The sequence below is a fragment of the Micromonospora sp. DT15 genome (assembly GCF_049841475.1).
Lineage (GTDB): Bacteria > Actinomycetota > Actinomycetes > Mycobacteriales > Micromonosporaceae > Micromonospora.
The window spans coordinates 58,912-80,790 of record NZ_JBNCKJ010000002.1; the positions used below are offsets into that span (position 1 = coordinate 58,912).

Genomic DNA, 21,879 nt, shown 5'->3' on the forward strand with positions numbered 1-21,879 from the left:
GCTAGCGTCTGGCCTCATGGAACCCGTGGACGTGGTCCTGGCCGTCGTGTGCGCTGCGGCCAACCTGGCCATGACCGCCGTGCTGCTCGTCCGAAGCCGCGGGGGCGTGGCCGCGCCCCGGATCTTCGGTCGCCCGCAGCCCCTGCCACGCCTGCGGGCCGCGATGCATGCCTGTCTCGGGCTGGGACTGGGCGTCGGCATGCTCGTCAAGGACGCCTTCCCGCCGGATTCCACCGGCGACGCGGTGGTGTTCCACATGGTGAGGATCTTGCTGGTGGCTGGCTTGGTCACTGCCCTGCTGAGCGCCTTCCGGTACCCGCGGACCGCGCGCTGAGCGCCGCGATCCGGGACGGAAGTCCGACGTTGTGTGTTCGCTCGTTCACTCAGGGTCCAATCTGGAAGCCGGCTCGCCGTGGGGGCAGCCGGTACACAGTGGACAGTGGAGGTTCGGATGCTGATCATCGCGGAGGAGAAGGACGCCTACCCACCGAACGGTCAGATCCCCAACCTGGAGACCGACGAGAAGGCGTGCGTCGACATCCTGACCAGGATCCAACCGCTCATGCCCGCCGACCTGCGCGGTGAGGTGGTCGGTGCGTTGATCAACTGGTCGGAGAGTGCGCTGAAGCCCGATCAGAGCTTCGGTACGTGGGCCGAAGCCGTCACCGCCGCGACCGGCTACGCGCAGCGCGATGCCGCGCGTGCCACCGAGAGCAGTCAGCGGCGTCGTGACCAGCCCACTGACGGTGTCGACCTGGTGAAGCTCAACGCGGCGGTGGGGAGTACGGGCAAGACCGGCGACCCGCAGATCGCGTTGCGCGACGAGAGCCGCAGGTGGGCCAACTGCGGACTGGCGGCGTTCCAGATTCGCGAGCGGTTGCGCACCGCGGGCGGCAAGCCGGCCCGACTGTCGCACGATACCTATGGGGCTGGCGGCGGCGAGGCGCTCAAGAAGGCGCTCCTCGCCACGCCGGCCAGCGACGCTACCGTCCTGCTGCTCGACTGCCAGTTTCCGCAGGTGCACAACTTCATCATCGAGGTGCACCGCGACGGGTCGCGCTACCTGGCCCAGGGCTACCAGGGCGCCTACTTCGCCCACTGGTGGCTCGGAATCAACAACAGCTACTCCGCCGAGGAGGTCCCGGCCGAGATTCTCGCCCTGCGCGAGCGGTACGGGTTGGGTCGGGCGATCAGCCCGAAGGACTACGCGACCCTGCTCGACGGCCTGGTCGCGACCATCTCAACCGACTGGCAGGAGACCGCGAAACAGTGGCCGGCGTTGCCGTTCAACCCTGACCGGCAGGAGATCGACGGGATCCGCCGCCGGTCCGGATCGCCGACCCTCCTCGTCGAGGTGTTCGAGCTGAGCGAGCCCGCCGTGGCTCGCAAGGCGCTCGGCGACACTGGCGTCGCGTCGCTCAGCGAGCTGGCCGTCCGAGGAATGGCGACTGCCTGACGAGGGTGGTCCCGGCCGGCGTGCAGCCAGGCGGGAACGCGACACCGCGGCGGGACCCCGGCACGGTCCCGCCGCGGCCGAAGGGCGTTGCCTTCGAGCGAAGCGAGTGGTCACCCAGGCCGTTCTCCGGCCGCGCAGATGCGAAAGACTTGTTGCGAAAGTCGACTGCCAGGAGGTATAACCGAAAGGAGCCTTTCGTTAAGGGGTGCTGATGGAGCCGAACGAGCCGGAGCGCCGGGTGCGCGTCCAGGACGCGACCAAGCTGCGCGCGCTCGCGCATCCGCTGCGCCTGCGGCTGCTGCGCTACCTGCTGGCCGCCGGCCCGAGAACCGCCGCGCAGTGCGCCGAGGCCCTGGACGACACCGGCGCGAACTGCAGCTACCACCTGCGTCAACTGGCCCGGCACGGCCTCATCGAGCGGGCCAACGCCGACGGGGCCAATCAGCGTGACCGACCGTGGCGCGCCGCCGCGACCGGGTTCGAATTTCTGCCGGATCCCGATGACGCCGAGGGCCGGCAGATCAACGACGCGCTCACCGCCCTGGGGGTCGACGAGGTGTTCCGGTCGTTGCAGCGCTACCAGCAGCAACAGCACAGGCTGACCGACGAGTGGCAGGAGAGCGCCACCTTCCACAACTACACGCTCGCGCTCACCCCGGAGGAGCTGCGGCACCTCACGCTCACCCTGGACGCCGTCATCCGGCCGTACCTGCGCCCGTTGCGCACCGTGCCCCCCAGCGGCGCCCGGCCGGTCAGTCTCAACCTGCAGGCGTACCCCACGCCCGAGTTGATCTGAGATGGTGGCGCTGCTGCGACACCGCAGCTTCGCCCTCGTCTGGGTTGCCGGGCTCTTCTCCAGCGTGGCGAGCTGGCTGCTGCTCACCGGGCTGCCGATCTACGTGTTCGGGGTGACCGGCTCGGCGCTCACCACCTCCGCCGTCTTCCTCGTCGAGCTGCTGTGCGGGATCACGGTCGGATCGTTCGCCGGTGCTCTCGCCGATCGTTTCGACAAGTTCCGGTTGATGAGCTGCGTCGCCGTGCTGCAGGCAGCGGTGGTGATCCCGCTGCTCGGTCAATCCGACCACCATCTGTGGATCATCTCGCTGGTAGCCGGCGCGCAGGCGGTGCTGACCCTGACGTTCGACTCCGCCCGCAACGCCGCGCTGCCACGCCTCGTCGAGCCCGCGCACCTGGTGCGCGCCAACAGCGTGGTGGCGCTCAACATCAGCGTCGGACGTCTCGTCGGAGGTTCGCTGGGTGGGTTCGCCATCACGCGCGACGGCACCCGCTACCTGGCCGTCGGCGCAGCCGTGGCCTTCGTGATCACGGCAGCACTGATCGCCGCCGCCCGCTGGGCCGCCCACCACACCACCGCGGATCCGGCGACCCCGGACCGCACGTCATCGTTCCTCACCGCGTGGCGACACGGCCTCACGGCGATGCTGCGCAACCGCGCCGTGCGGGTGACGATCGTGAGTGTGGCGTTGGGCGGCATCGCGCAGGGCCTGTTCGTGGTGCTCTTCGTGGTCTTCGTCAGCCGCGCCCTGCACGCCGACGGCACCCTGACCGGTGTGCTGCGCGGCGTCCAGGCGATCGGTGGGGTCGCGGGTGGGCTCATCGTCGGCATGCTTGGCGCCCGGTTCAGCCCTCGTCTGCTGATGAGCCTCGGGGCGACCACCTTCGCACTGATCAGCCTTGTCATCTGGAACGGGCCGGCGCTCACCCGTCAACCGGAGTGGTACATCGGGTTGTTCATCCTGGTCGGCGCGCCGGGCATCGCGTACGCCAGCGGGGCTTTCGCGCAGATCCAACAGAGCGTGCCCGACACCGAGTTGGGCCGGGCCTTCGGCGTCTACTACGCGATCTACACCGCGTCGCAGGGGCTGGGCATGGCCGCCGCCGGCCTGCTTGGCGACGTGCTCAGCGTCGTACTCATGCTCAACGTGCAGGCTCTGCTGTACCTGGCCTCCGGTGCGGTCGCCTACGTGGGCCTACGGTCCGTACGGCAGCAACGGGCGGCCGTACGGCGGCGCGCGACAGTGGACGTTGGTTAGCCGTCTGTCGCCGGCTTCGATGACACGGCAGACAGTTCGGTTTCACCCACGAACGTGGGGCTCGGGTCGACCCGAGCCCCACGGTTCGCGCGAACGGCAGCCGCGCCTATGCGCCGGCGATGGCCTTGAGCGCGGTGTCGAGTGCCTGGTCAGCCGGGACGGGAACGTCGGGGATCACTCCGACGCCCTCCCAGTTGGTGCCGGTGACGCTGTTGATGGTGCGGGCGGTCGGCACGGTCACGAGGATGTGTTCGGTGACCGGGTGGCGGGCGGTGGGATGCGCGCCGCCGCGTGTCGTCTCACCGACGACGACGCCCCGGCCGTGCGCCTGAAGGGTGTACGCCACGTCCTCGCCCCCGGAGAACGTCGTCGCGCTGGTCAGCACGTACACCGGGCGGTCGGCGTAGCGCGGCGCGGGAAGGTGCGCGGTCGTCCAGAACTGGCGGGTCGCGCCGGTGGACCGCTCGTAGAAGTCGTTGAGGTGCACCTGGTCGTCGCGGAAGAAGTAGCTGCACCACATCGCGGCTCCCTCCGGTGTTCCGCCGGAACAGGCGCGCAGGTCCAGGATGAGCGCGGAGCTGAGGGCGACCAGTTGCATGGCCGCGCCGATCGCGGCAGCGCCCTCGTCGGCGTACGCGATGCGCCGCACGTCGATGAACCCGACGTTGCCGTCCAGGTGCTCGACCCTGCGGATGCCCTGGTTCTCCGCCCTGAGCAGCGCGAGGAACGCCGCCCGCCCGCCGTCCTCGTCCGCTGGATCAAGCGACTGCGGCTGGTCCGACCACAACAGCCGCAGATGCTTGTCCGGGCACACCTGCTGAAGATGAGCGGTGACCGTCTCGCAGAGCGCCGGCCCGTCCAGGCCGTCGTACTCGCCCGCGGCGAGACGACGTCGGATCGCGGCGTCGATGTCAGCGACCTTCTCGGGAAAGACGTAGCCCGCCCCGATCCGATCCAGGGCCTGTCCGATTATCTGTTCGTGTGAGAGCACGACGGGCCACGTTAGACCGCGAACAGCGTCAAGACCAGCGAATTGCGCGCAGCGACTCAGGAGCGCGGCAGCATGCCCACGAGCGACGTGATGATGGCGACCCGCAGGGCTGTCCGTAGGTCGACGTGGTGGACCGCGAGCGCCGGCTCGGACTCGTAGACGGCGAGCAGGCTCGGCGGCGGCGAGGTGTAGGCGGACAGCGCGCCGGCCATGATCAAGGCGTTCAGGCAGAACAGCTCGGCGTTGTCGCCGGCCTCGGGCAGGTGCCGCCGGACGAGGCCGGCCATCACCGCCAGCTTGCCCAGTGCGGCCCGCTTGTGCCGGCGGGCCACCTCGACCGAGACGTTGTGTTCGAGCACCCCGCCCTGCGCGCCGAACAGATCGCAGAGCACCGTCTGGGCGGCGAGCGAGCGGCTGAGCACGTCGGCAGTCTGCTCCACCCGTTCCATCGCCGGCCGGCTCACGTCGACACCGTCGGCCAGCTCCTGCTCCAGCTCGGCCAGCCAGGTCGCCGTCCGGTCGTCCAGCAGGTCGAGCAGGATCGCCTCGCGGGACTCGAAATAGCGCAGCACCGCTGTCTTGGCCAGGCCGACCCGCCGGCTCAGCTCGTTCAGGGTCACCTCGGCCACCGGCATCTCGTCGAGCATCGCCGAGGTCGTCTCCAGGATGGCCCGGCGTCGGACCTCACGCTGCTCCTCGCTGCGTGCCCGCTGGAACGTCATGACACCAACCCTATCTTAGGTACCGGCGGTCCCTTGACAGCGTACCGGCGGTACATTACCGTTGAGGCATAAGTTACCGGCGGTACTTTAAGGGGTTTGACATGAAGTGGACCGAGCAGCAGATTCCGCGCCAGGACGGCCGGGTGGCCGTGGTCACCGGCGCCAACACCGGGCTGGGCTTCGAGACCGCCCGGCGGCTCGCCGAGCGCGGGGCGTCGGTCGTGCTGGCCGTACGCGACACAGGCAAGGGCAAACTGGCCGCCGCCCGCATCGACGGCGACGTCTCCGTACGGGAACTGGACCTGACCTCGCTGGAATCGGTGCGCGATGCCGCGGCGGGCCTGCGCGCCACCCACCCGCGGATCGACCTGCTGATCAACAACGCCGGCGTGATGTACACCCCGAAGCAGAGCACCCGCGACGGCTTCGAGATGCAGTTCGGCACCAACCACCTGGGCCACTTCGCGTTCACCGGCCTGGTGCTCGACCTGCTGCTGCCCGTGCCCGGCTCGCGAGTGGTCACGGTCAGCAGCGTCGGCCACCGCATCCGCGCCGCCATCCACTTCGACGACCTTCAGTTCGAGCGTTCCTACAGCCGGGTCGGCGCCTACGGCCAGTCGAAGCTCGCCAACCTGATGTTCACCTACGAGTTGCAGCGCCGGCTCGCCGCGCACGGCACCACCGTCGCGGTGGCCGCACACCCCGGCGTCTCCAACACCGAGTTGATGCGCAACTCCCCGGCGCTCGTCCGCGGACCGATCACCTGGCTCGCCCCGGCGATCACCCAGTCCCCGTCGGCCGGCGCGCTGCCCATCCTGCGGGCCGCCACCGACCCGTCAGTCCTCGGCGGGCAGTACTACGGCCCCGACGGCCTGGGTGAGACGCGCGGCTACCCGAGGCTTGTCACGTCCAGCCCCGACTCCTACGACGTGAGCGTGCAGCAACGCCTCTGGGCTGTCTCGGAAGACCTCACCGGCGTGCGGTTCCCGCTGGGCCGGGCAGCCGTCGCGGCGTGACAGCGCCAAAGGGTGGGCGCGTGGCCCGGGCGACTGCCCGCGCGTAGTTCGGGTCCTGTTAGTCGCGGCCGACCCAGGTGGCGACGCAGGCCTCGTTGCCCTCGGCGTCGGCCAGGACCCACCACATGGGCGCGTGCGCGTCGGACACCAGGCGGCCGCCGGCGGCCAGGGCGGCGGCGATGCGAGCCTCTGCCTGATCGTGCGGGACAGCTATGTCGAGGTGCATGCGGTTGCGATGTGGACGCGCCTCGGCCATGTGCTGCAACCCGAAGCCCGGGCCGCGACGTAACGGATCGAACAGGTAGTCGTCGCCGATCTGGCGGTAGCCGAGCAGCGCCCGCCAGAACGGCAGAACGTCCGTGCTGGCGAGTGCGTCGAGGGTGATGTTGACGAGTTGGACGGCGGTCGGATCGGCGTGAATGTCCAGCTCCTTGGCGGCGGCCGAGATCCGCCGCGCCAACGCGATGTCGCGCCGAGTCAGGCTCACTGTCACGCCGGTGCCGCGCAGGTCGACGCTGAGGTACTGCTGCTGGGTCTCGTCGGTGAGCCGGCCGATCTCGTCGACGAGCGCGATGCCCTCGGCCAGTGAGCCGGTCGGGAAGTGGGCCGAGACCAGGTGGTAGAGGGAGCGCCAGTCCTCGACCCCGTCGGCGGCGTGGAAATGCGCGGCAGTGATCTGCGCAGTCATGTCGGCGAACCTAACATCGGCGGTGTTGCCTCCTGGCGTTCACAGCTGGGCGACGACCACCCGGGTGGCCTGGGCGATGAGCGCGTCGTCGGGGGTGGCGTCCTTCGTGTCGCGACTGGACAGCACCGCCAGCACGATCGGGGGCCGGTCGGGCGGCCAGATCACCGCTATGTCGTTGCGGGTGCCGTACCCGCCGGTCCCGGTCTTGTCCCCGACCACCCAGCCGGCCGGCACCCCGGCGCGGACCAGCGCCGTGCCTGTGGTGTTGCCCCGCAGCCAGCCGCGCAGCACGTCGCGGTCCGCCGGTTCCAGAGCAACCCCCACTGTGTACGCCCGCAGGTCGCCGGCCAGGGCCCGCGCGGTGCTGGTGTCCCGCTTGTCGCCAGGTGTTCCTTCGTTCAGCGCGGTCTCGTAGCGGGCCGCCTCGGTGACCGTGTCGCCGAGCGCGCGCAGCTTCGCCTCGAACCCCGCCGGCCCGCCGAGGTGGCGCAGCAGCAGGTTGCCGGCCGTGTTGTCGCTGTAGCGCACGGCGGCGTCGGCGAGGGCGCGCAGGCTCATGCCCTCGCCGACGTGCTTCTCGGTGACGGGGGAGTGCGCCACCAGGTCCCGCGCCGGGTACCGCACCACCCGGTCCAACTGGGCGTCGGTGGTGCCGTCGAGCACCTGGGCGGCAGCGAGGGCCTTCCACGTCGAGGCGTACGCGAACCGCTCGTCGGCGCGGTACTCCATGGTGCGACCGGTGCCCGTGTCGACGGCGTAGATCCCCAGCCGCGCCCCGAACTGCTCCTCCAGCCCACGGAACTCCTGATCGGCGGCCGGCGACGGTGCGAGCGTCACCTCCGGGCTCGGCGTCGTCCGCGCCTCGGTGGAGTCGCGGTTGCCGCCGCCGCCGCACCCCGCCAGCGACACCACTGTCACCGCCGTGGCCACCACTGTCGCCAGACGCCGGACCGGGAACGCCATGTCACTCCTCCTGCGGGTGCCGTCGGTCAGGGCAGGATCTCGACGTACCCGTCACTGCCGTGCACGCGGATCCGCTGCCCGTCGCGAATCAGCCGGGTGGCGTCGAGCACGCTGACGACAGCCGGCAGGCCATACTCCCTCGCGATCACCGCGCCGTGCGTCATCAACCCGCCCACCTCCGTGACCAGGCCGGCGATGCCGACGAACAGCGGCGTCCAGCTCGGGTCCGTGTGGGCCGTGACGAGGATGTCACCCGCTTCGAGGTCGGCCTGCGCCATGTCCAGGATGACGCGGGCACGTCCCTCGACAGTCCCGGCGGACACCGGCACACCGGCCAGGGCACCGGCCGGCAGGTCGTCGCGTCGGTACGCCCCGGTGATGACCTCGCCGTCGGAGGTCAGCACCCGGGGCGGGGTGAGCGCCTGCTGCGCCCGGAACTCGTCGCGACGCTGCCGGATCAGCGCGGCGTCCACCCGGTGTGTGCGGACCACCTCGTGGAACTCCTGGAACGTGAGGTAGAAGACGTCCTCCGGCTCGGCGAGCACCCCGGCGTGCACCAGCCGCTCGGCCTCCGCCAGCAGTGCCTGCTTGTACAGGAAGTAGCGGCTGACGATGTCGTACTTCGGGTACTCCCGATAGCCGATGAAGGCCCGCACCCGGTCGATCATCCGCGCGGTCTCGTCGGCCTTCTGCTGCCCGTCCGGCAGCGCCCGCAGGCGCGTCAACACCTCGTGCGCCTGCTGCCGCGCCCGCTGCTGGCCCTGCTCGAAGCGCCGCCGGGCCGCGCCCGGCTCGAAGAGCTTGACGTTGTCGAGGAGTACGGGCACGAGCGTGGCGGGGCGTTCGCTCCACCGTGGCCTGGTGATGTCGATCTCGCCGACGCAGCGCATTCCGTACCGATCGAGGTACGCCTCGATGGCGGCGCGCGCCTCGGCCCCGCCCGTGATCTTCGGCAGCTCGTCGAGGAAGTCGTCATGCGCGACGTCCTGAAGGAACGCCACCACCTCCGGATACGGACGGATCACGTCGGCGACGTCGAGCAGCGCCAGCCCCATCTCCGACGTGACGTTGCCGGGGGCGGAGAGGGTGAGGGTGTCCGCGGCGTTCTTCTCGCCCAGCCACTCGTGCAGCCGGTCGTTGAGCCACCAGGTGGCCTCCATGCCCGCCATGATCGCCTGCATGTTCAACGGATCACTGAGGACCCGCTTGTGCTCCAGGAACGCCTCATGCAGGAAGTCGAACAGCGCCGTACCGGTCACCGTCGCGATGTCGCGTCGCAGGGCGGCGATGGACGCCTCGCTGCGCTCGATCAGCCCGGTCACGATCGCCGGGTCGGCCTCGCCCGAGGTGGACGGGCCGCCGGTCGTCGGCCCACCCGGACCGGCCTGGTCCGGCAGCGTCGGAACGAAGTTCCGGCCGTCGAGCAGGGTCTCCAACGCGTCGCGCATCAGCGGGTCGTCGCGCCCCGCCATCTTGAGGAAGCCCGCGCGGCTGGCGGGGGAGGCCAACAAACGGGTGGCGTCGACGAACAACCTCCCCCCGGCCGCCACCATCCGGGCCATGGCGGTCAGCTGCCACATGGAGAGCCCCAACGGCCGCATGGCGTCGGTCATCATCTGCTGGTGACCGACCGAGAGGTAGACGTGGTTCTCCTGGTCGTCGACCGCCGGGACGGGGAACAGCGTCGTGATCGGCCGGCTCTGCACGATCTGGAAGTCGTCGTCGACCAGGCACCATTCGATGTCCTGCGGGCGGCCGAAGTGCGCCTCGATCCGTCGCCCGAGCCGCACCAGCCGCAGCGCCTGAGCCTGCGTCAGCGCCGGCTGCTCCTGCCGCTGGGGGTCGATCGCCACCTCCCGCGTCCCGCCGCCGGGCAGCGCGGTGACGGCACGTTCCTTCGCGGCGACCGTGCTGGCGACCACCTCACCGTCGCGCACAGTGAAGACATCCGGGTTCACCAGACCGGACACCAGGGCCTCGCCGAGGCCGAAGCTGGCGTCGACTGTCGCGACCTTCCGGTTGCCCGTCACCGGGTCCGCCGTGAACAGGATGCCGGAGGCATCCGGAAGAACCATCCGCTGTACGACGACAGCCATCTGAACGGTGCGGTGGTCGATGCCGTTGCGCAGGCGGTAGATGACGGCCCGCTCGGTGAACAGTGACGCCCAGCACCGGCTGACGTGCCGCAGGACCGCCTCCGGCCCCACCACGTTCAGGTAGGTGTCCTGCTGGCCGGCGAAGGACGCGGTGGGCGTGTCCTCCGCCGTCGCGCTGGACCGTACGGCGTAGGCGGCCTGCTCGCCGAACCGGGCGAGCGCGCCGGTGATCGCGGCGGCCAGGTCGCCCGGAACCGGTGTCTCCTCGACGCTGCGGCGGATCTCCGCGCTGAGCGTGCCGATCGCCTCCCGGTCGTCCGGGCTCAACCGCGACAGCTGATCGAGCCGATCGTCGATCGACGGTGTCTGCGCCATGACCTTCCGGAAGGCCGCCGTCGTCACACAGAACCCCGCCGGCACCCGGATGCCGTCGATCCGGGTCAGCGCGCCCAGGTGCGCGGCCTTGCCGCCGACCACCGACACCTGCGCCTCGTCGACCTCTCGAAGATCCAACAGTTGTGCCCGGTCGCTGCGGTCCCCGTCCATCGACAACACACCCACGTCGCGCCCCCGTTACCTCGTTTGTGCTGGTCCGGCCGCCGATTCTGCGCCACGACCGGGGTCTTGCCGCAAGCCCCCAGGTGCGGTATACGTTAGAAGTGGCAGGGAGAGTGGTCTCCTTGCCGTTTGTTTTTGGCGGGGTGGCCGATCAGGCGATCGGGCCCCCGCTTACTCGTCCGGATTGGCGGTTCGGGCGTTCCCGGCCCTTGCGCTGGAGCGGTGCTGGCCCCGTCTGCTGCGGTCAGTCGCGCTCCAGGCCGGCGAAGACGACCGTGAGCGTTCGGGCCTGCAACTGCTGGTCCCACCCACCATGCAGAGCGCCCTGGCACAGGCTGGTAAGGAGGGCCATCGTCTCGGGCAGCCGTACCGAGTCGGCGACGGCTCCGGCGGCTCGCGCCTGCTCCAGCAGCCTGCCCACCGCCTCCTCCAGGTGACTCACCGCGTCGGGAAGCCGGATGTCCACCCCGGACCCGGCGAGCAGGTCGACGACGGTCTTCTTCGCGGCGGCCTGCGCCACCAGGTGGGTGAAGAACGTGAAGAGGTCATGTCTTCCGGCCTCCTCGACGAGTTGCGCGAGCAGTCGCTTCATGATCGCGGCGAGCAGGTCGTCCTTGGTGGGGAAGTGCCGAAAGACCGTACCGATGGCAACGCCGGCCCTGCGGGCCACCTCCTCGGTGGACGCGCGGGTACCGAACTCGGCGAAGATCGCCTCGGCGGCGTCGAGGATGCGCGCCCGGTTGCGCTGCGCGTCGGCACGCAGCGGCGACCCCTCTATCAAAGTGAGTCTCCACTCATTATTCTCGGACGGATAAGTCGAGTCATGACTCATTATCCAGGAGGACGACGTGACACCAAGCGAGATCTTCGACAGCATGCGCGCCCGGTGGCTCGCGAACCTGCCCACCTACGAGGCCGACTCGCTCGCCGACGACGTGGTGCTCGAGACGCCGTTTGCCGCACCCGGCCGCCCTACCCGTATCGAAGGGAAGCAGCGGGTCCTTGAACACACGCAGGCCGGCAGGGCGATGTTCCCGGTCCGGTTCGACGACTGTCGCAACGTGGTCCTGCACGAGACCGCTGATCCCGAGGTGATCGTGGTCGAATACGAACTGGTCGGCACCCACACGGCGACCGGGCTGACCGCCTCGGCGCCGTTCATCGGGGTGCTGCGGACCCGGGGCGGCAAACTGGCCCACTGGCGCGAGTACCAGCACACCCTCGCCATCGCTCAGGCCGTCGGTCAGGGATAGAAGAGGCATCTCCGCGCTGGCACACTCCCGGTCATGGTCGACTGGTACACGCGGGTCGAGGTGGACGGCGACGTCGTCCGGGTCTCGGAACCACACGTCAACGAACTGCTGTCGGCGAACTTCTGGTGGTTGCGGGGCAACGATCGGGGCAGCGGGCGTACCGGCGAGCCTGTACGGGGTGGAACTCTTCGACAAGCTGGGCATCGACGGTGCCGGAGGAGACATCCCGGATCTCATGATCGATGTTCTGCCCGATCCCGATTACGACCCGGCTGCCTACCGCGTCGCACCGATGACCCTGCACCGTCTACTCGACGACGGCGACCGGATCGACCTGGGCGGGCGGGTGCTGACAGTGCTGCACCTTCCCGGCCACACGCCCGGGAGCATCGCCCTGCTGGAGGAACACACCGGGACGCTGTACTCGGGCGACATCATCTACGAGGGCGCCCTGATCGACAATCTGCCGAACTCCGACGTGGCCGCGTACCGGCGGAGCATGCAGGTCCTCGTCGACCTCGACGTGTCCCTCGTCCACCCCGGCCACGGGGACAGCTTCGACCGCACGCGCCTTCGCCAGTTGGCCGAGACCTACCTGCGCAGAACGGCGTACGGCGTGACCTGCCGATCTTGACGGCGGGTCACGCGGGTTAAGGTGCTCGCCATGATCGAGGACGTCGTATGCCGTTGACGAATCCCTGGCTGTCGGAGCCCACACCAGCCAAGCGGCTCGATCGTGAACGGCTTGAGGAGCGCCTGCTCAACCTGTTGTCGTCGCAGAACATGTGCGTGCTCGCGACCACAGGGCCGGACGGGCCGTTGGCCACCCCGGTGCGGTACTACCCGCTCGGCTTCGCGGTGCTCTTCACCGCCGCGCCACGGTCTCCGAAGATCCGCAACATCGCCGCCGACCCGCGCGTGTCCATCGGCATCTTCGCGCCGCTGGTCGGGTTGGCCAGCAGTCGCGGCGCCCAACTGTTCGGGACGGCCAGAGTGCTTGCGCCGCAGCATCCGGACCGCGCGCACTACTGGGAAGCGGTTCGGTGGGAGAACGAGCACGCCGAGCAGGGGCGGGCGCTGTCCGAGCCACCCGAGAACACACTCGTGGTCGTCGAGGCGGAGCGGATCGTCTACACCGAGCACTGGCTGCGACGTGAAGGTTTTGCGCCACGCCAGTTCTGGCGTCGCTCCGTCAATGACGGAAGCTGATTTATTGCATAATTCGCTACGTGCCTCCCAAAAGGGAAACTTTACGGCTCACCCGTAGTCCGGGCCGGTTGTTGGCCTTCAGCGACGGTGTCTTCGCGATCGCCGTGACGCTCCTCGTGCTGGAGATCCAACCGCCCGACGACTTCGAGCGCCTCGTTCAGGGGCTCGGTGCGCTGTGGCCGTCGTACCTGGCCTACGCATTGAGCTTCCTGCTCATCGGGCAGGTGTGGGTGAATCACCACGTCATGTTCGACCGCGTCCGGCACGTCGACCGAGGGGTCCTGTTCCTCAACACGTTGCTACTGATGGTCATCGCGTTCCTGCCGTTCTCCACGTCGCTGCTCGCCGACGCGTTGCGCGCGGAGCAGGGGCTGCGCGCGTCGGTCGTCGTCTACGGCGGCACACTGTGGACGGCGGCGGCTCTCTTCAACATCGTGTGGGCGCACCTTCGGCGGGCCAGACTGCTGGACCCCGGCCTCGGTCCCATCGGTGCGCGGGCCATCGGTCGCCGGTTCGCGCTCGCGCTGGTCTGGATCGGCTCCGGCATCCTCGTCGGCGCGTTCGTGCCGATCGCCGGCGTCGCCATCATCGCCGGGTTCCTGCCCGCCTACTACCTGCCCATCCGCGGCGAGTACGGCGAGGACGACACTGCTGGGCAACCGGCCGACTAACTAGAGTCGGTGCCATGCGGATCCGGATCGACGGCAGCGATCTCCCAGGTCAGCGTCCCGGTGCGGAGGCCGACGCGCTGCGGCGGGGCAACGTACACGTCGGGGTTCAGCGCAAGGCCGAGGTGGTCGACCAGGTGCCGGCCGACGCGGCCAGCGCCACCTGGTCCTTCGAGGTGTCCAGCCGTGAGATCGACGGTGCGCTCGACGTCGGTGGCCCCTGGGTGCACGGCCGCCCCGGGGCGCGGTTTCTCTATCTGAGCTGGGGCGCGGTGACCCCTGACGGCTTCGCCATGTTCCGACGAGCGAAGTTGATGTTCACCGACGTGCCGACCGAGCTGCTGCGCGCTGCCCACGAGGGCAACGGGACGCTGGTCGGCCGGGTCGGGTTGACCGACGCCGCCGGTGAGCCCGTCTGCGCTCGGGTGCACTCGCCCGCCATCGCGTGGACGGTGGAGCGAGTAGCCGACTAGCTGCCGAAGTCGACGCCGCTGAGGGAGACGGAGCGGTACGCGGCGAGGCGTTCGGCCTGCACGGTGATGGCCTTACGCGTGGCGTCCGACAACCGCTGCCACGGCTGGACGGCGACGGTGAACGTCCTGCCGGACTTGCGGGGCCGCCAGGTGCCCACCAGCTCGCCGTCGACCAGGACGGCGCCGGGGCGACCCAACACCGGCCACAGCTCCTTGGCGTGGATGGCGTCCGGCACCAGCGTTGCCCGGTCCTTGGCCTGGAGGAACAGATCGAACGGGCCGAGCAGCCGGGTGACAGTGCCGTCGGCGGACTCCAGCGCCTCCTCGTCGGCGGCCAGCAGTGAGCGCACCTCGCGGTCGACCGTCACCTCGATCACATCGTCGGGCCAGTGCGCCTTCACGTCCTTCACGGGGGAGTCGAGGTAGTCGGCGACCTGTTTCGGGGTGGCCGGACCGAGCAGGCGAAGATAGGCGCGGATGAGGTCGAAGCGGTCACCCGCCGTGGCTGCCTTCCTGAACCCGGTGATGCGCCGCAGGACCGGGGGTGAGGTGTCGAGCTGCAGCTCCACTCCGGCCCGCACGGCGGCGAGCCGGAACGGCATCTCGTAGAGGTGCGTGGCGTCGCACGGCCGGCAGAACCGCAGATAGGGCTCGGGCAGCATGGTGGCCAGGCGGCCGGAGACGTCCCCCTTGACCGTGGGCGTGCTGACGATGGCACGCATCCGGTCGGCGATCTCGTCCAGGGCCGCGAGGGTGTCGATGCCGGCGGCCCTCAACGGTTTCGCGGCGTCGTAGATGCGCTTGCCCGCGTCGGCCTCGGAGAAGGGTTCGACCGCCGCCGCCACCTTCGCAACGTCGGCCCGGCGGTAGAGGTGGGGAGCGCCCCGCACCGTCCACAGCAGGACCAGGTCGGTGTCGGACAACGCGGTCACGTCGACCCCGCGTACCGCCAGCGCCCACCGCGCGCCGTCCGGACCGGTGTTCTGCACCCCGAGGTCCAGGACGGCGGTGTCGGCGATTGTGCCCTCGTCGCGGTCGAGCTGCTGGGCCCGAACCCGGAAGTTCATCACCTGGTGCCGATCGACCATGTCAGCACCCTAGTTGGGGCGGCGCGCCCGGTGGGTCCAGGCGCGCAGCGCCCATTCGACGGGGCCGTACCGGAACCGCCGTAGCCACCACGCGCTGACCACCAGCTGCCCCGCGAAGATCACTAGTGCGATCAGCAGTGTCTGTGCCGGCGAGGTTCGGCCGACCAGGCCCCACCCGAGGCCGGTGAAGACGAGCACGCAGACCAGCGACTGGGCCAGGTAGTTGGTCAGGGCCATCCGCCCGGCGGGCGCGAACGCGTCCGCGAGGCGCGGCCGCCGCGTGAACAGGCGCAGCAGGGTCGCGGCGTAGGCGGCGGCCAGGAACGGCGCGGTGACGATGCTGACCATCAGTCCGGTCAGGTTCGCGGTGGAACCACCGACCGCGAACACGACCGCGCCGGCCAGACCGATCGGGTACCCCACCTTCTCGCACCGGCGCAGCAGGTCGTGATGGGCGGGCAGGGTGGCGAGGAGCCGCTGCTTGCCGGCGGCGAGGCCGACGAGGAACGCCGCGAACGCCAGCGGCCCCTGCACGGCGAGGCCGCCGATCATCGCCGGCATCGACCGAAGATGCTCCAGGACGACATCGTCGAAGCCGCCGCCCAGAGCCAGCGTGGAACGCGCACCGGCGCCGAGCGCGGCGGCCTCGTCCGGAACCAGTGTCGCGCCGAGGACCGCGGCGACCCCGACCACCACGGCGATGCCGCCGATGATGGTCGCCGCCGCGATCAGCGCGGTGCGGGGCTCGATCCGCCGGACCGCGAGCAGCACGAGACCGAGCAGCGCGTACGTGGTGAGGATGTCGCCGTGGAACAGCAGCACCGCGTGCAGCACGCCGAGAACGAACAACCCGGAGAGCCGGCGCAGGAACGCCGGGCGGAACGCCGTTCCGCGTCGAGCCGCGGAGTCGAGTTGCAGGGTGAAGCTGTAACCGAACAGGAAGGCGAACAGCAGGTAGGCCTTCATCGCGAAGAACAGCTCCACCGCGCCGGCGATCAGCACGTCCACCGCGCCGCGCGTCGGGTCGTCGACCAGGTGGAAGTCGTAGCCGGAGCTGAAGAACGCGATGTTCACCAGCAGGATGAGCAGCAGCGCGCATCCGCGCAGTGCGTCCACGACGGTGATGCGGGCGCGGGTGTCGCCGGGCGAGGGCTGTGGGTGGCCGTCGCCCGGTGGGTCGAGCCGGGTCACATTCATGGTGTCCAGCGTCCGGAGCGCGGCCCGCTGCCGGGAAGTGCTTTCGTCACACGCACCGTTGTGACGAAAGGGCGCCACCCCGACCGGCGTCCTGATCGGTCTCCCGCTCCTGTTGGCCTGGACGATCGCGTTGCCACTGGCCGGATGGTCCTACTACCGCCGCACCCGTCGGCCGCGACGCGACCGGCGGCGCTGGTCGGCGGCAGTGGATGACCGACCAGCGTCGCCGTCCGGGTGGCCCAGGATCGGGTGACGGCTTCAGGCGACCAGGGAAACCCGCCCGTTGTCCAGGTCGTAGCGGGCGCCAACCACCCGCAGCGCGCCCTCGTGCACCTTCTCGGCGATGATGGTGCTGCGTGCGCTGAGCGCCTCCACCTGGGCGGCGATGTTGGCGCGCACCCCGTTCTCCACGGGGTCGCCGGGCTGGTTCAGCACCGGCTCGACGATCGGGCGCAGGGCGTCCACGATGGTGCCGATGTGCCCGGGCGCCGTACCGCCGGTGTGGATGGCGCCGATGGTGGCGGTGATCGCGCCGCAGCGTTCGTGGCCGAGGACGACGATCAGCAGGCTGCCGAACTCCTCCACTGCGAACTCGACGCTGCCGAGCAGCAGGTCGTCGACGATGTTGCCGGCCACCCGGTTGTCGAACAGGTCACCCAGCCCCTGGTCGAAGAGCACCTCGGGGGCCACCCGGGAGTCCGCGCAGCCGACCGTGATGGCGAACGGGTGCTGGCCGGCGGCGAGCCGGTGCAGGTCGGACAGGCCCTGGTGCGGGTGCCGGCCGTGACCGGAGGTGAACCGCCGGTTGCCGGCCTGTAGCCGACGCAGCGCCTCCGTCGGCGTGTCGATCGGGCTTTCGGCTGGCGCGGCGGAGGCGGCGGACGGGCTGGCTGCGGCCGCGCCGAGGGCCACGGCGGCGGCGCCACCGGCGGTCAGCAGCGAACGACGGGACAGGTGGGAACGTGCCACGATCATCTCCCTGAGGTGAGGCAACTCGCCTCTTCCTACCAGCCTCCGTCCACATTGGTGGTTACCGTTCGATGACCGGTGGGCGACGGTGAATCGCCCTGCTCCTTCGCCACCGCGAGTAACAAGACGGGTTGACCTTGACACAGTGACAAGGCCTTCACTGGGGTCGAAGAGGTGATCTGATGACCAGGCCGGAACAGGACATGTACGCGATGAGGGTCTCCCGCGGGCTGGAGAGCAGCGAAGCTTCGGTGCGACTGCGCGCGGCGCTGGCTGTCGGCACGAACCCGGACCCGCAGCTCGTCGACACGCTCATCGAGCGATGCGCGGTCGAGCCAGAGTTCTCCGTACGCGAGATGCTCACCTGGGCGCTGTTGCGCCACCCACCCGCACTGACCGTCGCGAAGCTCACCGACGAGCTCCACTCGGAGCGCGCGCAGGCCCGAAGTCAGGCTTTGCACACGCTGTCCAAAATCGGGGACCGGCGGGCCTGGCCGGCGATCAACCGGGCGCTGCTGACCGACGCCGACGGCGAGGTGGCACGCAGCGCCTGGCGCGCCGCGGTCGCGCTCGTACCCTTCGGTGCGGAGCCCGAGTTGGCCGCTGTGTTGTCGACGCAGCTCGGGCGGGGAGGGCGTGAGATGCAGTTGAGTCTCAGCCGGGCGCTGATCGCGCTCGGCGAGGTGGTCATGCCGATCCTGCGTGCCGCGATGGCGGATCTCGACCCGCGCGTACGCACGCACGCGGTCGCCACCCAACGTCTCCTGCAGGATCCGGATGCCGGGTTCGAGTTCGCGATCGAGGCGGCGAAGCGCGTCGTCGCCCTCGGCCCGACAGGCACGAAGGGATGACACCAGGTGTTGATCGGTGAGGTGGCGCGACGGTCCGGGGTCAGCGCCCGCATGCTCAGGCATTACGACGCGCTCGGGCTGATCCGGCCCACCGGCCGCACCGGTTCCGGCTATCGCGAGTACACCAGCGAGGACGTCCGGCTGATCTTCCACGTCGAGAGCCTGCGGTCGCTGGGCCTGTCGCTACGTGACGTCCGCCGCGCGCTCGACGATCCCGGCTTCACCCCCGCCGAACTCGTCAAGGACCTCATCCGGCGGACGCGACTGCGCATCGCGGACGAGATGGAGTTGCTCACCCGACTCGGTCGGATCGGTGATGCGAACCCCTCCGACTGGAAGGACGTCCTCCAGGTGGTGACACTCCTGCGGGCACTGGGGTCGGACAGCGCGGGTACTCGCCAACGCGCCGCCCTGTCCTCGGTCGTTGAGGGGCCGGCGCCGGTGGAGGCACTTGTCGAAGCGGTGCTGAATGAGTCGGACCCGAACGTCGCCGGAGCCCTGCACTGGGCGCTGGCGCAGTCCGCCGACAGCAGCTTGGCGCTGCTGACCGACGGCCTCGGCTCACCGGAGGCCGAGGTACGCAGGCGCGCCGTCCAGTCCGTGGCCGAGATCCCGCACCCCGCGGCGACCGACGTGCTGCGGGACGCCCTCGCGCACTCCGACATCGTGGTCCGCGGGTACGCGGCTCTGGCGCTCGGCGCGCGCGGTGTGGCGGACGCGCTTCCCACGTTGATCGACATGGTTGTCGAGGAGACCAAGGATGTCGACGCCGCCGACGCGTTGAGCCTGCTGGCGGCCGATCCCGCGCTGGCCGACCAGATTGCGACCCGGCTGGTTGCCTGCCTCGGGAAGAGCGGCGTCGCACCGTCCGCACGGCGACGGCTGACCGAGGCGATGGCGGACATCCCGGGAAGCACCGCCGTACGCGCCCTCACGGACCTGTCGCATGATCAGGACCGCGCCGTCGCGCTGACGGCGACCTCCATCCTCGCGCTCCGCGACGTGGCCTCACCGTGACCAGACACTGTGGAGGCGCCGAGGGGGGCGGAACGCCGAGCGAATTGATCATCGTTTGGACTTCGGATATCGTCCGCGTCCGTGAAATCTTCCCGTCTTGCCTCCGCCATGTTGATCCTTGCCGTTTCGACGACCCTCGCCGCCTGTGGCGACGCCGACAAGGCGACGACCGCCGGATCCACCACGCCCGCTGCCACCTCCGCAGCCCCGTCCGCGGTGGCCACCTCCGCTGCCGCCACGCCGGCCTCGTCGCCCGCGGCGGGTGCCGCGAGCGACAAGGAACTCTGCGAGTCGGCGAAGAAGGTCAGCGACGAGATGAAGGCCGAGCTGCTGAAGGTCGCCACGACCGGCGAGGCGTCGGCGGCGGACTACCAGAAGATCCTGAACGACCTGGACAAGAAGATCGCCGTGGTCGCCTCGACCGGCGACGGCAAGGTGGCCACGGCCCTGCGGGCGTTCGGCGCGGAGGCGGCCAAGGCCGCGGCTGCGGCGGACCCGGCGACCGCCGCCGACAACCCGGCCTTCGAGAAGGCCGGCAAGGACATCTCCGCCGCGTGCAAGGCGGCGGGATTCACGCTGGTCATCTGACCCGGTCGCACCGGATGCGGTGACGGACGGCCCCCACGCCTGAGCGTGGGGGCCGTCGCATCGCAGGCGGTGGTCAGCCGCCGGCGAACGTCGTGTCGACGCCGCACTTGGCGTTCTGGTTGAGGCAGGACTTCACCAGGTCGCCGAGACGCTCCGGTTCCCAGGCGTTCATGAAGTCGCCGTGCATGGATGACGGCTTGCCGGAGGAGAGGCTGAGGCCGTCACCGCCCAGCGACTCGTAGTTGACCATGAAGGAGAGATCCGGAACGGCCACCGGGTACGTGCCGGTGCAGACGCCGTTCACCGGGTCGCCCATGTGCGACTTGTGATCGGGTGAGTCGATGTTCTTGCCGTCCCAGCAGTCCTTGAACACGAGCTGGAAGATCAGGTTGCCGCCGGGGGCACACTTCGGCCAGTTGCCGTCGGCGCTGCGGCCGATCTCGGCGCTACCCGCGCACCAGAACTGGTTACTACCGGCGTTCTTCGGGGTGTCCACCTGCCGCTTGGCGTCACCTTCGACCACCCTCAGGCCCGGCGGGAAGGGCTTGACGGTCGACGGGTCCTTGACCCGCGAGCCGTAGTAGATGCGCATGCTCTTGATCGGCACGGCCTTGCCGTCCTTGCGTAGCTCCGGGGTCCAGTAGGCGCTCTTGTCACCGGGGGCGTTGCAGGTGTTCGCCGCGTCGAACAATTTGTCCGTCGTGGTGAAGGCGTCGATCTTCGGGCCGAAGAAGGTGTGCATGTGCGAGGCGCCAGCGAGACCAGGCAGGACGATCGGATCGTCCGGGGCCGAGTTCGCGACGCCGCAGTCGGTGTGGAATTCCGGCACCCGGGTGGTGCCCGGCGGCACCGCCTTCGGCTTCATGGCGTTGAAGGCGGCCAGTTCCTTGCTCCACTGTGCCTGGTCGACGGGCACCCAGCCGCCAGCCGGCGGGCTCGGCGGGACGGACGTCGACGCGGACGCGGACGCGGTGGAACTCGGCGTGGCCGAAGGAGCGGCCGATGTGCTCGGCGTGGCCGACGCGCTGGGCGACGTGCCCTTCGCGGGGCCGAACGTGAACCAGTTCAGGTTCACGAAGTCCGACTTCGAGGCGCTCTTCATGACCGCGAAGACGGTCTGCGCACCGGACGGCACAGCTGACGCCTTCGCGGTGACTGTCGTCCACTTCTGCCAACCGCCGGTCTGCGCGATCGGGAAGCCGGCCAGCAGTGGACCGTCCTGCGCGCCGAGGCGCAACTCGACGGTGCCGCCGGCGGCGTTGTGCGAGGCGACCCGGGCCGTCAGGTCGACGCCCGTCACGGACACGCCGTCGAAGCGCAGCCAGTCGCCGCTGGCCAGCCAGCCAACGTTACGGCCGCCGTCGGCGTCGCCGGTGCCCTCGGTCTGCGCCCCGGACTGTGCCGCGAAGTCTTCTGCCTGCACCCGGCCGGGCACGGCGACCTCTTCGGCCTGGGCGCCGGCGATGTAGATGCCGCTGCCGGCCAGCGCGGCGGCCACCGCGGAGGCGAGCGTGATGCGAGTGAGGCGACGACGCTTTCGCGCCCGATCCGGCGGTGCGACGTGCGCGGGGGGAGTCCGCATTACCAGTGGTTTCCTTCGAATCGACGGTGAAGCTCTGTCGGAAGGAGTATGTGCACGTCAGAGGCCTGCATCAACTCGCGGGAAAAGAATTAAGGAGGCCGGTTGACAAGCGCCCTGGCAGCCGGCGCGACGGCTCCGGATGACAATTTTTCGCTCGTTCAGCCTTAATTTTCCTTTAAGTCCTGCCGCCGGGTTATGGTGCGATGATTACGAATTTTGAGTAACGAATTGTGGGCGAATTCTCGGTCTCAGCCGCTGATGGGTTCGACGCGGATGGCCGGCGACAGTGCGCGCAGGAAGTCGGGCGCGTCGAACATCTCGCCGGCGGAGGCGACGCCGCTGGTCCTCGTCCGACCATCGAGGACGCGCCCGACCGCATCCACGGCCAGAGGTGCGCTGACGGCGGCCCCGTCCGTCGACCGCGACCGGTGCCGCCGCGG

24 protein-coding genes are annotated in these 21,879 nt (G+C 69.8%); 13 read left to right on the forward strand and 11 right to left on the reverse strand.

Annotation, left to right across the window (positions count from 1 at the left end):
• Positions 1 to 16: 16 nt before the first annotated feature.
• The 4 genes from ACLQ3F_RS04330 (at position 17) to ACLQ3F_RS04345 (ending at position 3,510) form a co-directional block, all read left to right on the forward strand.
• The gene (locus ACLQ3F_RS04330; protein WP_425846303.1) at positions 17 to 334 is read left to right on the forward strand and encodes a hypothetical protein; all 318 of its coding nucleotides are present in this window, start codon (positions 17 to 19) and stop codon (positions 332 to 334) included.
• Between the two features lie 117 nt (positions 335 to 451).
• Complete coding sequence (locus ACLQ3F_RS04335; protein ID WP_425846306.1) at positions 452 to 1,456, forward strand: hypothetical protein; 1,005 nt, start codon at positions 452 to 454, stop codon at positions 1,454 to 1,456.
• A 211-nt stretch (positions 1,457 to 1,667) separates the two neighbouring features.
• A complete protein-coding gene (locus tag ACLQ3F_RS04340) occupies positions 1,668 to 2,252 on the forward strand; it encodes a winged helix-turn-helix domain-containing protein (RefSeq protein WP_425846309.1) in 585 nt (194 codons plus the stop codon).
• A 1-nt stretch (position 2,253) separates the two neighbouring features.
• Positions 2,254 to 3,510, forward strand: a complete 1,257-nt coding sequence (locus tag ACLQ3F_RS04345) for an MFS transporter (protein ID WP_425846311.1) — start codon at positions 2,254 to 2,256, stop codon at positions 3,508 to 3,510.
• 106 nt (positions 3,511 to 3,616) lie between these two features.
• Here ACLQ3F_RS04345 and ACLQ3F_RS04350 read toward each other — a convergent pair whose 3' ends face one another.
• Both ACLQ3F_RS04350 and ACLQ3F_RS04355 read right to left on the reverse strand, forming a co-directional pair.
• Positions 3,617 to 4,501: a S41 family peptidase gene (locus ACLQ3F_RS04350; protein WP_425846313.1), complete on the reverse strand. Its 885-nt coding sequence runs from the start codon at positions 4,499 to 4,501 to the stop codon at positions 3,617 to 3,619.
• 56 nt (positions 4,502 to 4,557) lie between these two features.
• Positions 4,558 to 5,223: a TetR/AcrR family transcriptional regulator gene (locus ACLQ3F_RS04355; RefSeq protein WP_357207986.1), complete on the reverse strand. Its 666-nt coding sequence runs from the start codon at positions 5,221 to 5,223 to the stop codon at positions 4,558 to 4,560.
• A 101-nt stretch (positions 5,224 to 5,324) separates the two neighbouring features.
• Between ACLQ3F_RS04355 and ACLQ3F_RS04360 the strand changes: the two genes are divergently transcribed.
• The gene (locus ACLQ3F_RS04360; RefSeq protein WP_425846316.1) at positions 5,325 to 6,239 is read left to right on the forward strand and encodes an SDR family NAD(P)-dependent oxidoreductase; all 915 of its coding nucleotides are present in this window, start codon (positions 5,325 to 5,327) and stop codon (positions 6,237 to 6,239) included.
• A gap of 58 nt (positions 6,240 to 6,297) precedes the next feature.
• Here the strand turns inward: ACLQ3F_RS04360 and ACLQ3F_RS04365 are convergent, their stop codons facing one another.
• The 4 genes from ACLQ3F_RS04365 to ACLQ3F_RS04380 all read right to left on the reverse strand — a co-directional run bounded on the left by ACLQ3F_RS04365 (position 6,298) and on the right by ACLQ3F_RS04380 (position 11,325).
• Positions 6,298 to 6,927: a VOC family protein gene (locus ACLQ3F_RS04365; protein WP_425846318.1), complete on the reverse strand. Its 630-nt coding sequence runs from the start codon at positions 6,925 to 6,927 to the stop codon at positions 6,298 to 6,300.
• Between the two features lie 39 nt (positions 6,928 to 6,966).
• Entirely contained in the window at positions 6,967 to 7,890 is a 924-nt protein-coding gene (gene bla / locus ACLQ3F_RS04370) for a class A beta-lactamase (protein ID WP_425846320.1), read from the reverse strand.
• Positions 7,891 to 7,916: 26 nt separating this feature from the next.
• Positions 7,917 to 10,532, reverse strand: a complete 2,616-nt coding sequence (gene rph, locus ACLQ3F_RS04375; RefSeq protein WP_425846322.1) for a rifamycin-inactivating phosphotransferase — start codon at positions 10,530 to 10,532, stop codon at positions 7,917 to 7,919.
• 256 nt (positions 10,533 to 10,788) lie between these two features.
• Positions 10,789 to 11,325 (reverse strand): TetR/AcrR family transcriptional regulator, encoded by a 537-nt coding sequence (locus tag ACLQ3F_RS04380; RefSeq protein ID WP_425846324.1) that lies wholly within the window; start codon positions 11,323 to 11,325, stop codon positions 10,789 to 10,791.
• A 67-nt stretch (positions 11,326 to 11,392) separates the two neighbouring features.
• On the opposite strand from ACLQ3F_RS04380, the gene ACLQ3F_RS04385 reads away from it, so the two are divergent.
• From ACLQ3F_RS04385 to ACLQ3F_RS04405, 5 genes are all read left to right on the forward strand, one after another.
• The gene (locus ACLQ3F_RS04385; protein WP_425846326.1) at positions 11,393 to 11,797 is read left to right on the forward strand and encodes a nuclear transport factor 2 family protein; all 405 of its coding nucleotides are present in this window, start codon (positions 11,393 to 11,395) and stop codon (positions 11,795 to 11,797) included.
• A gap of 178 nt (positions 11,798 to 11,975) precedes the next feature.
• A complete protein-coding gene (locus ACLQ3F_RS04390; RefSeq protein WP_425846329.1) occupies positions 11,976 to 12,431 on the forward strand; it encodes an MBL fold metallo-hydrolase in 456 nt (151 codons plus the stop codon).
• Between the two features lie 47 nt (positions 12,432 to 12,478).
• Entirely contained in the window at positions 12,479 to 13,006 is a 528-nt protein-coding gene (locus tag ACLQ3F_RS04395; RefSeq protein WP_425846332.1) for a pyridoxamine 5'-phosphate oxidase family protein, read from the forward strand.
• Positions 13,007 to 13,026: 20 nt separating this feature from the next.
• Positions 13,027 to 13,677 (forward strand): TMEM175 family protein, encoded by a 651-nt coding sequence (locus ACLQ3F_RS04400; protein WP_425846334.1) that lies wholly within the window; start codon positions 13,027 to 13,029, stop codon positions 13,675 to 13,677.
• Positions 13,678 to 13,691: 14 nt separating this feature from the next.
• Positions 13,692 to 14,147, forward strand: a complete 456-nt coding sequence (locus ACLQ3F_RS04405) for a DUF5990 family protein (protein WP_425846337.1) — start codon at positions 13,692 to 13,694, stop codon at positions 14,145 to 14,147.
• Here ACLQ3F_RS04405 and ACLQ3F_RS04410 read toward each other — a convergent pair.
• From ACLQ3F_RS04410 to ACLQ3F_RS04420, 3 genes are all read right to left on the reverse strand, one after another.
• Entirely contained in the window at positions 14,144 to 15,235 is a 1,092-nt protein-coding gene (locus ACLQ3F_RS04410) for a winged helix DNA-binding domain-containing protein (protein WP_425846339.1), read from the reverse strand. The genes ACLQ3F_RS04405 and ACLQ3F_RS04410 overlap by 4 nt on opposite strands.
• A 9-nt stretch (positions 15,236 to 15,244) precedes the next feature.
• Entirely contained in the window at positions 15,245 to 16,432 is a 1,188-nt protein-coding gene (locus ACLQ3F_RS04415; RefSeq protein ID WP_425846342.1) for a DUF418 domain-containing protein, read from the reverse strand.
• 258 nt (positions 16,433 to 16,690) lie between these two features.
• On the reverse strand, positions 16,691 to 17,401 hold the full coding sequence (locus ACLQ3F_RS04420; RefSeq protein WP_425846345.1) for a carbonic anhydrase: 711 nt from the start codon (positions 17,399 to 17,401) through the stop codon (positions 16,691 to 16,693).
• A 182-nt stretch (positions 17,402 to 17,583) separates the two neighbouring features.
• On the opposite strand from ACLQ3F_RS04420, the gene ACLQ3F_RS04425 reads away from it, so the two are divergent.
• From ACLQ3F_RS04425 to ACLQ3F_RS04435, 3 genes are all read left to right on the forward strand, one after another.
• On the forward strand, positions 17,584 to 18,252 hold the full coding sequence (locus tag ACLQ3F_RS04425) for a HEAT repeat domain-containing protein (RefSeq protein ID WP_425846348.1): 669 nt from the start codon (positions 17,584 to 17,586) through the stop codon (positions 18,250 to 18,252).
• Between the two features lie 6 nt (positions 18,253 to 18,258).
• On the forward strand, positions 18,259 to 19,269 hold the full coding sequence (locus tag ACLQ3F_RS04430; protein WP_425846351.1) for a HEAT repeat domain-containing protein: 1,011 nt from the start codon (positions 18,259 to 18,261) through the stop codon (positions 19,267 to 19,269).
• 81 nt (positions 19,270 to 19,350) lie between these two features.
• Positions 19,351 to 19,857, forward strand: coding sequence for a hypothetical protein (locus ACLQ3F_RS04435; protein WP_425846354.1), 507 nt, complete (start codon positions 19,351 to 19,353; stop codon positions 19,855 to 19,857).
• 73 nt (positions 19,858 to 19,930) lie between these two features.
• Here the strand turns inward: ACLQ3F_RS04435 and ACLQ3F_RS04440 are convergent, their stop codons facing one another.
• Together ACLQ3F_RS04440 and ACLQ3F_RS04445 are read right to left on the reverse strand one after the other, a co-directional pair.
• Positions 19,931 to 21,439: a DUF1996 domain-containing protein gene (locus tag ACLQ3F_RS04440; protein WP_425846356.1), complete on the reverse strand. Its 1,509-nt coding sequence runs from the start codon at positions 21,437 to 21,439 to the stop codon at positions 19,931 to 19,933.
• A gap of 248 nt (positions 21,440 to 21,687) precedes the next feature.
• Positions 21,688 to 21,822: a hypothetical protein gene (locus ACLQ3F_RS04445; protein WP_425846359.1), complete on the reverse strand. Its 135-nt coding sequence runs from the start codon at positions 21,820 to 21,822 to the stop codon at positions 21,688 to 21,690.
• Positions 21,823 to 21,879: the final 57 nt, after the last annotated feature.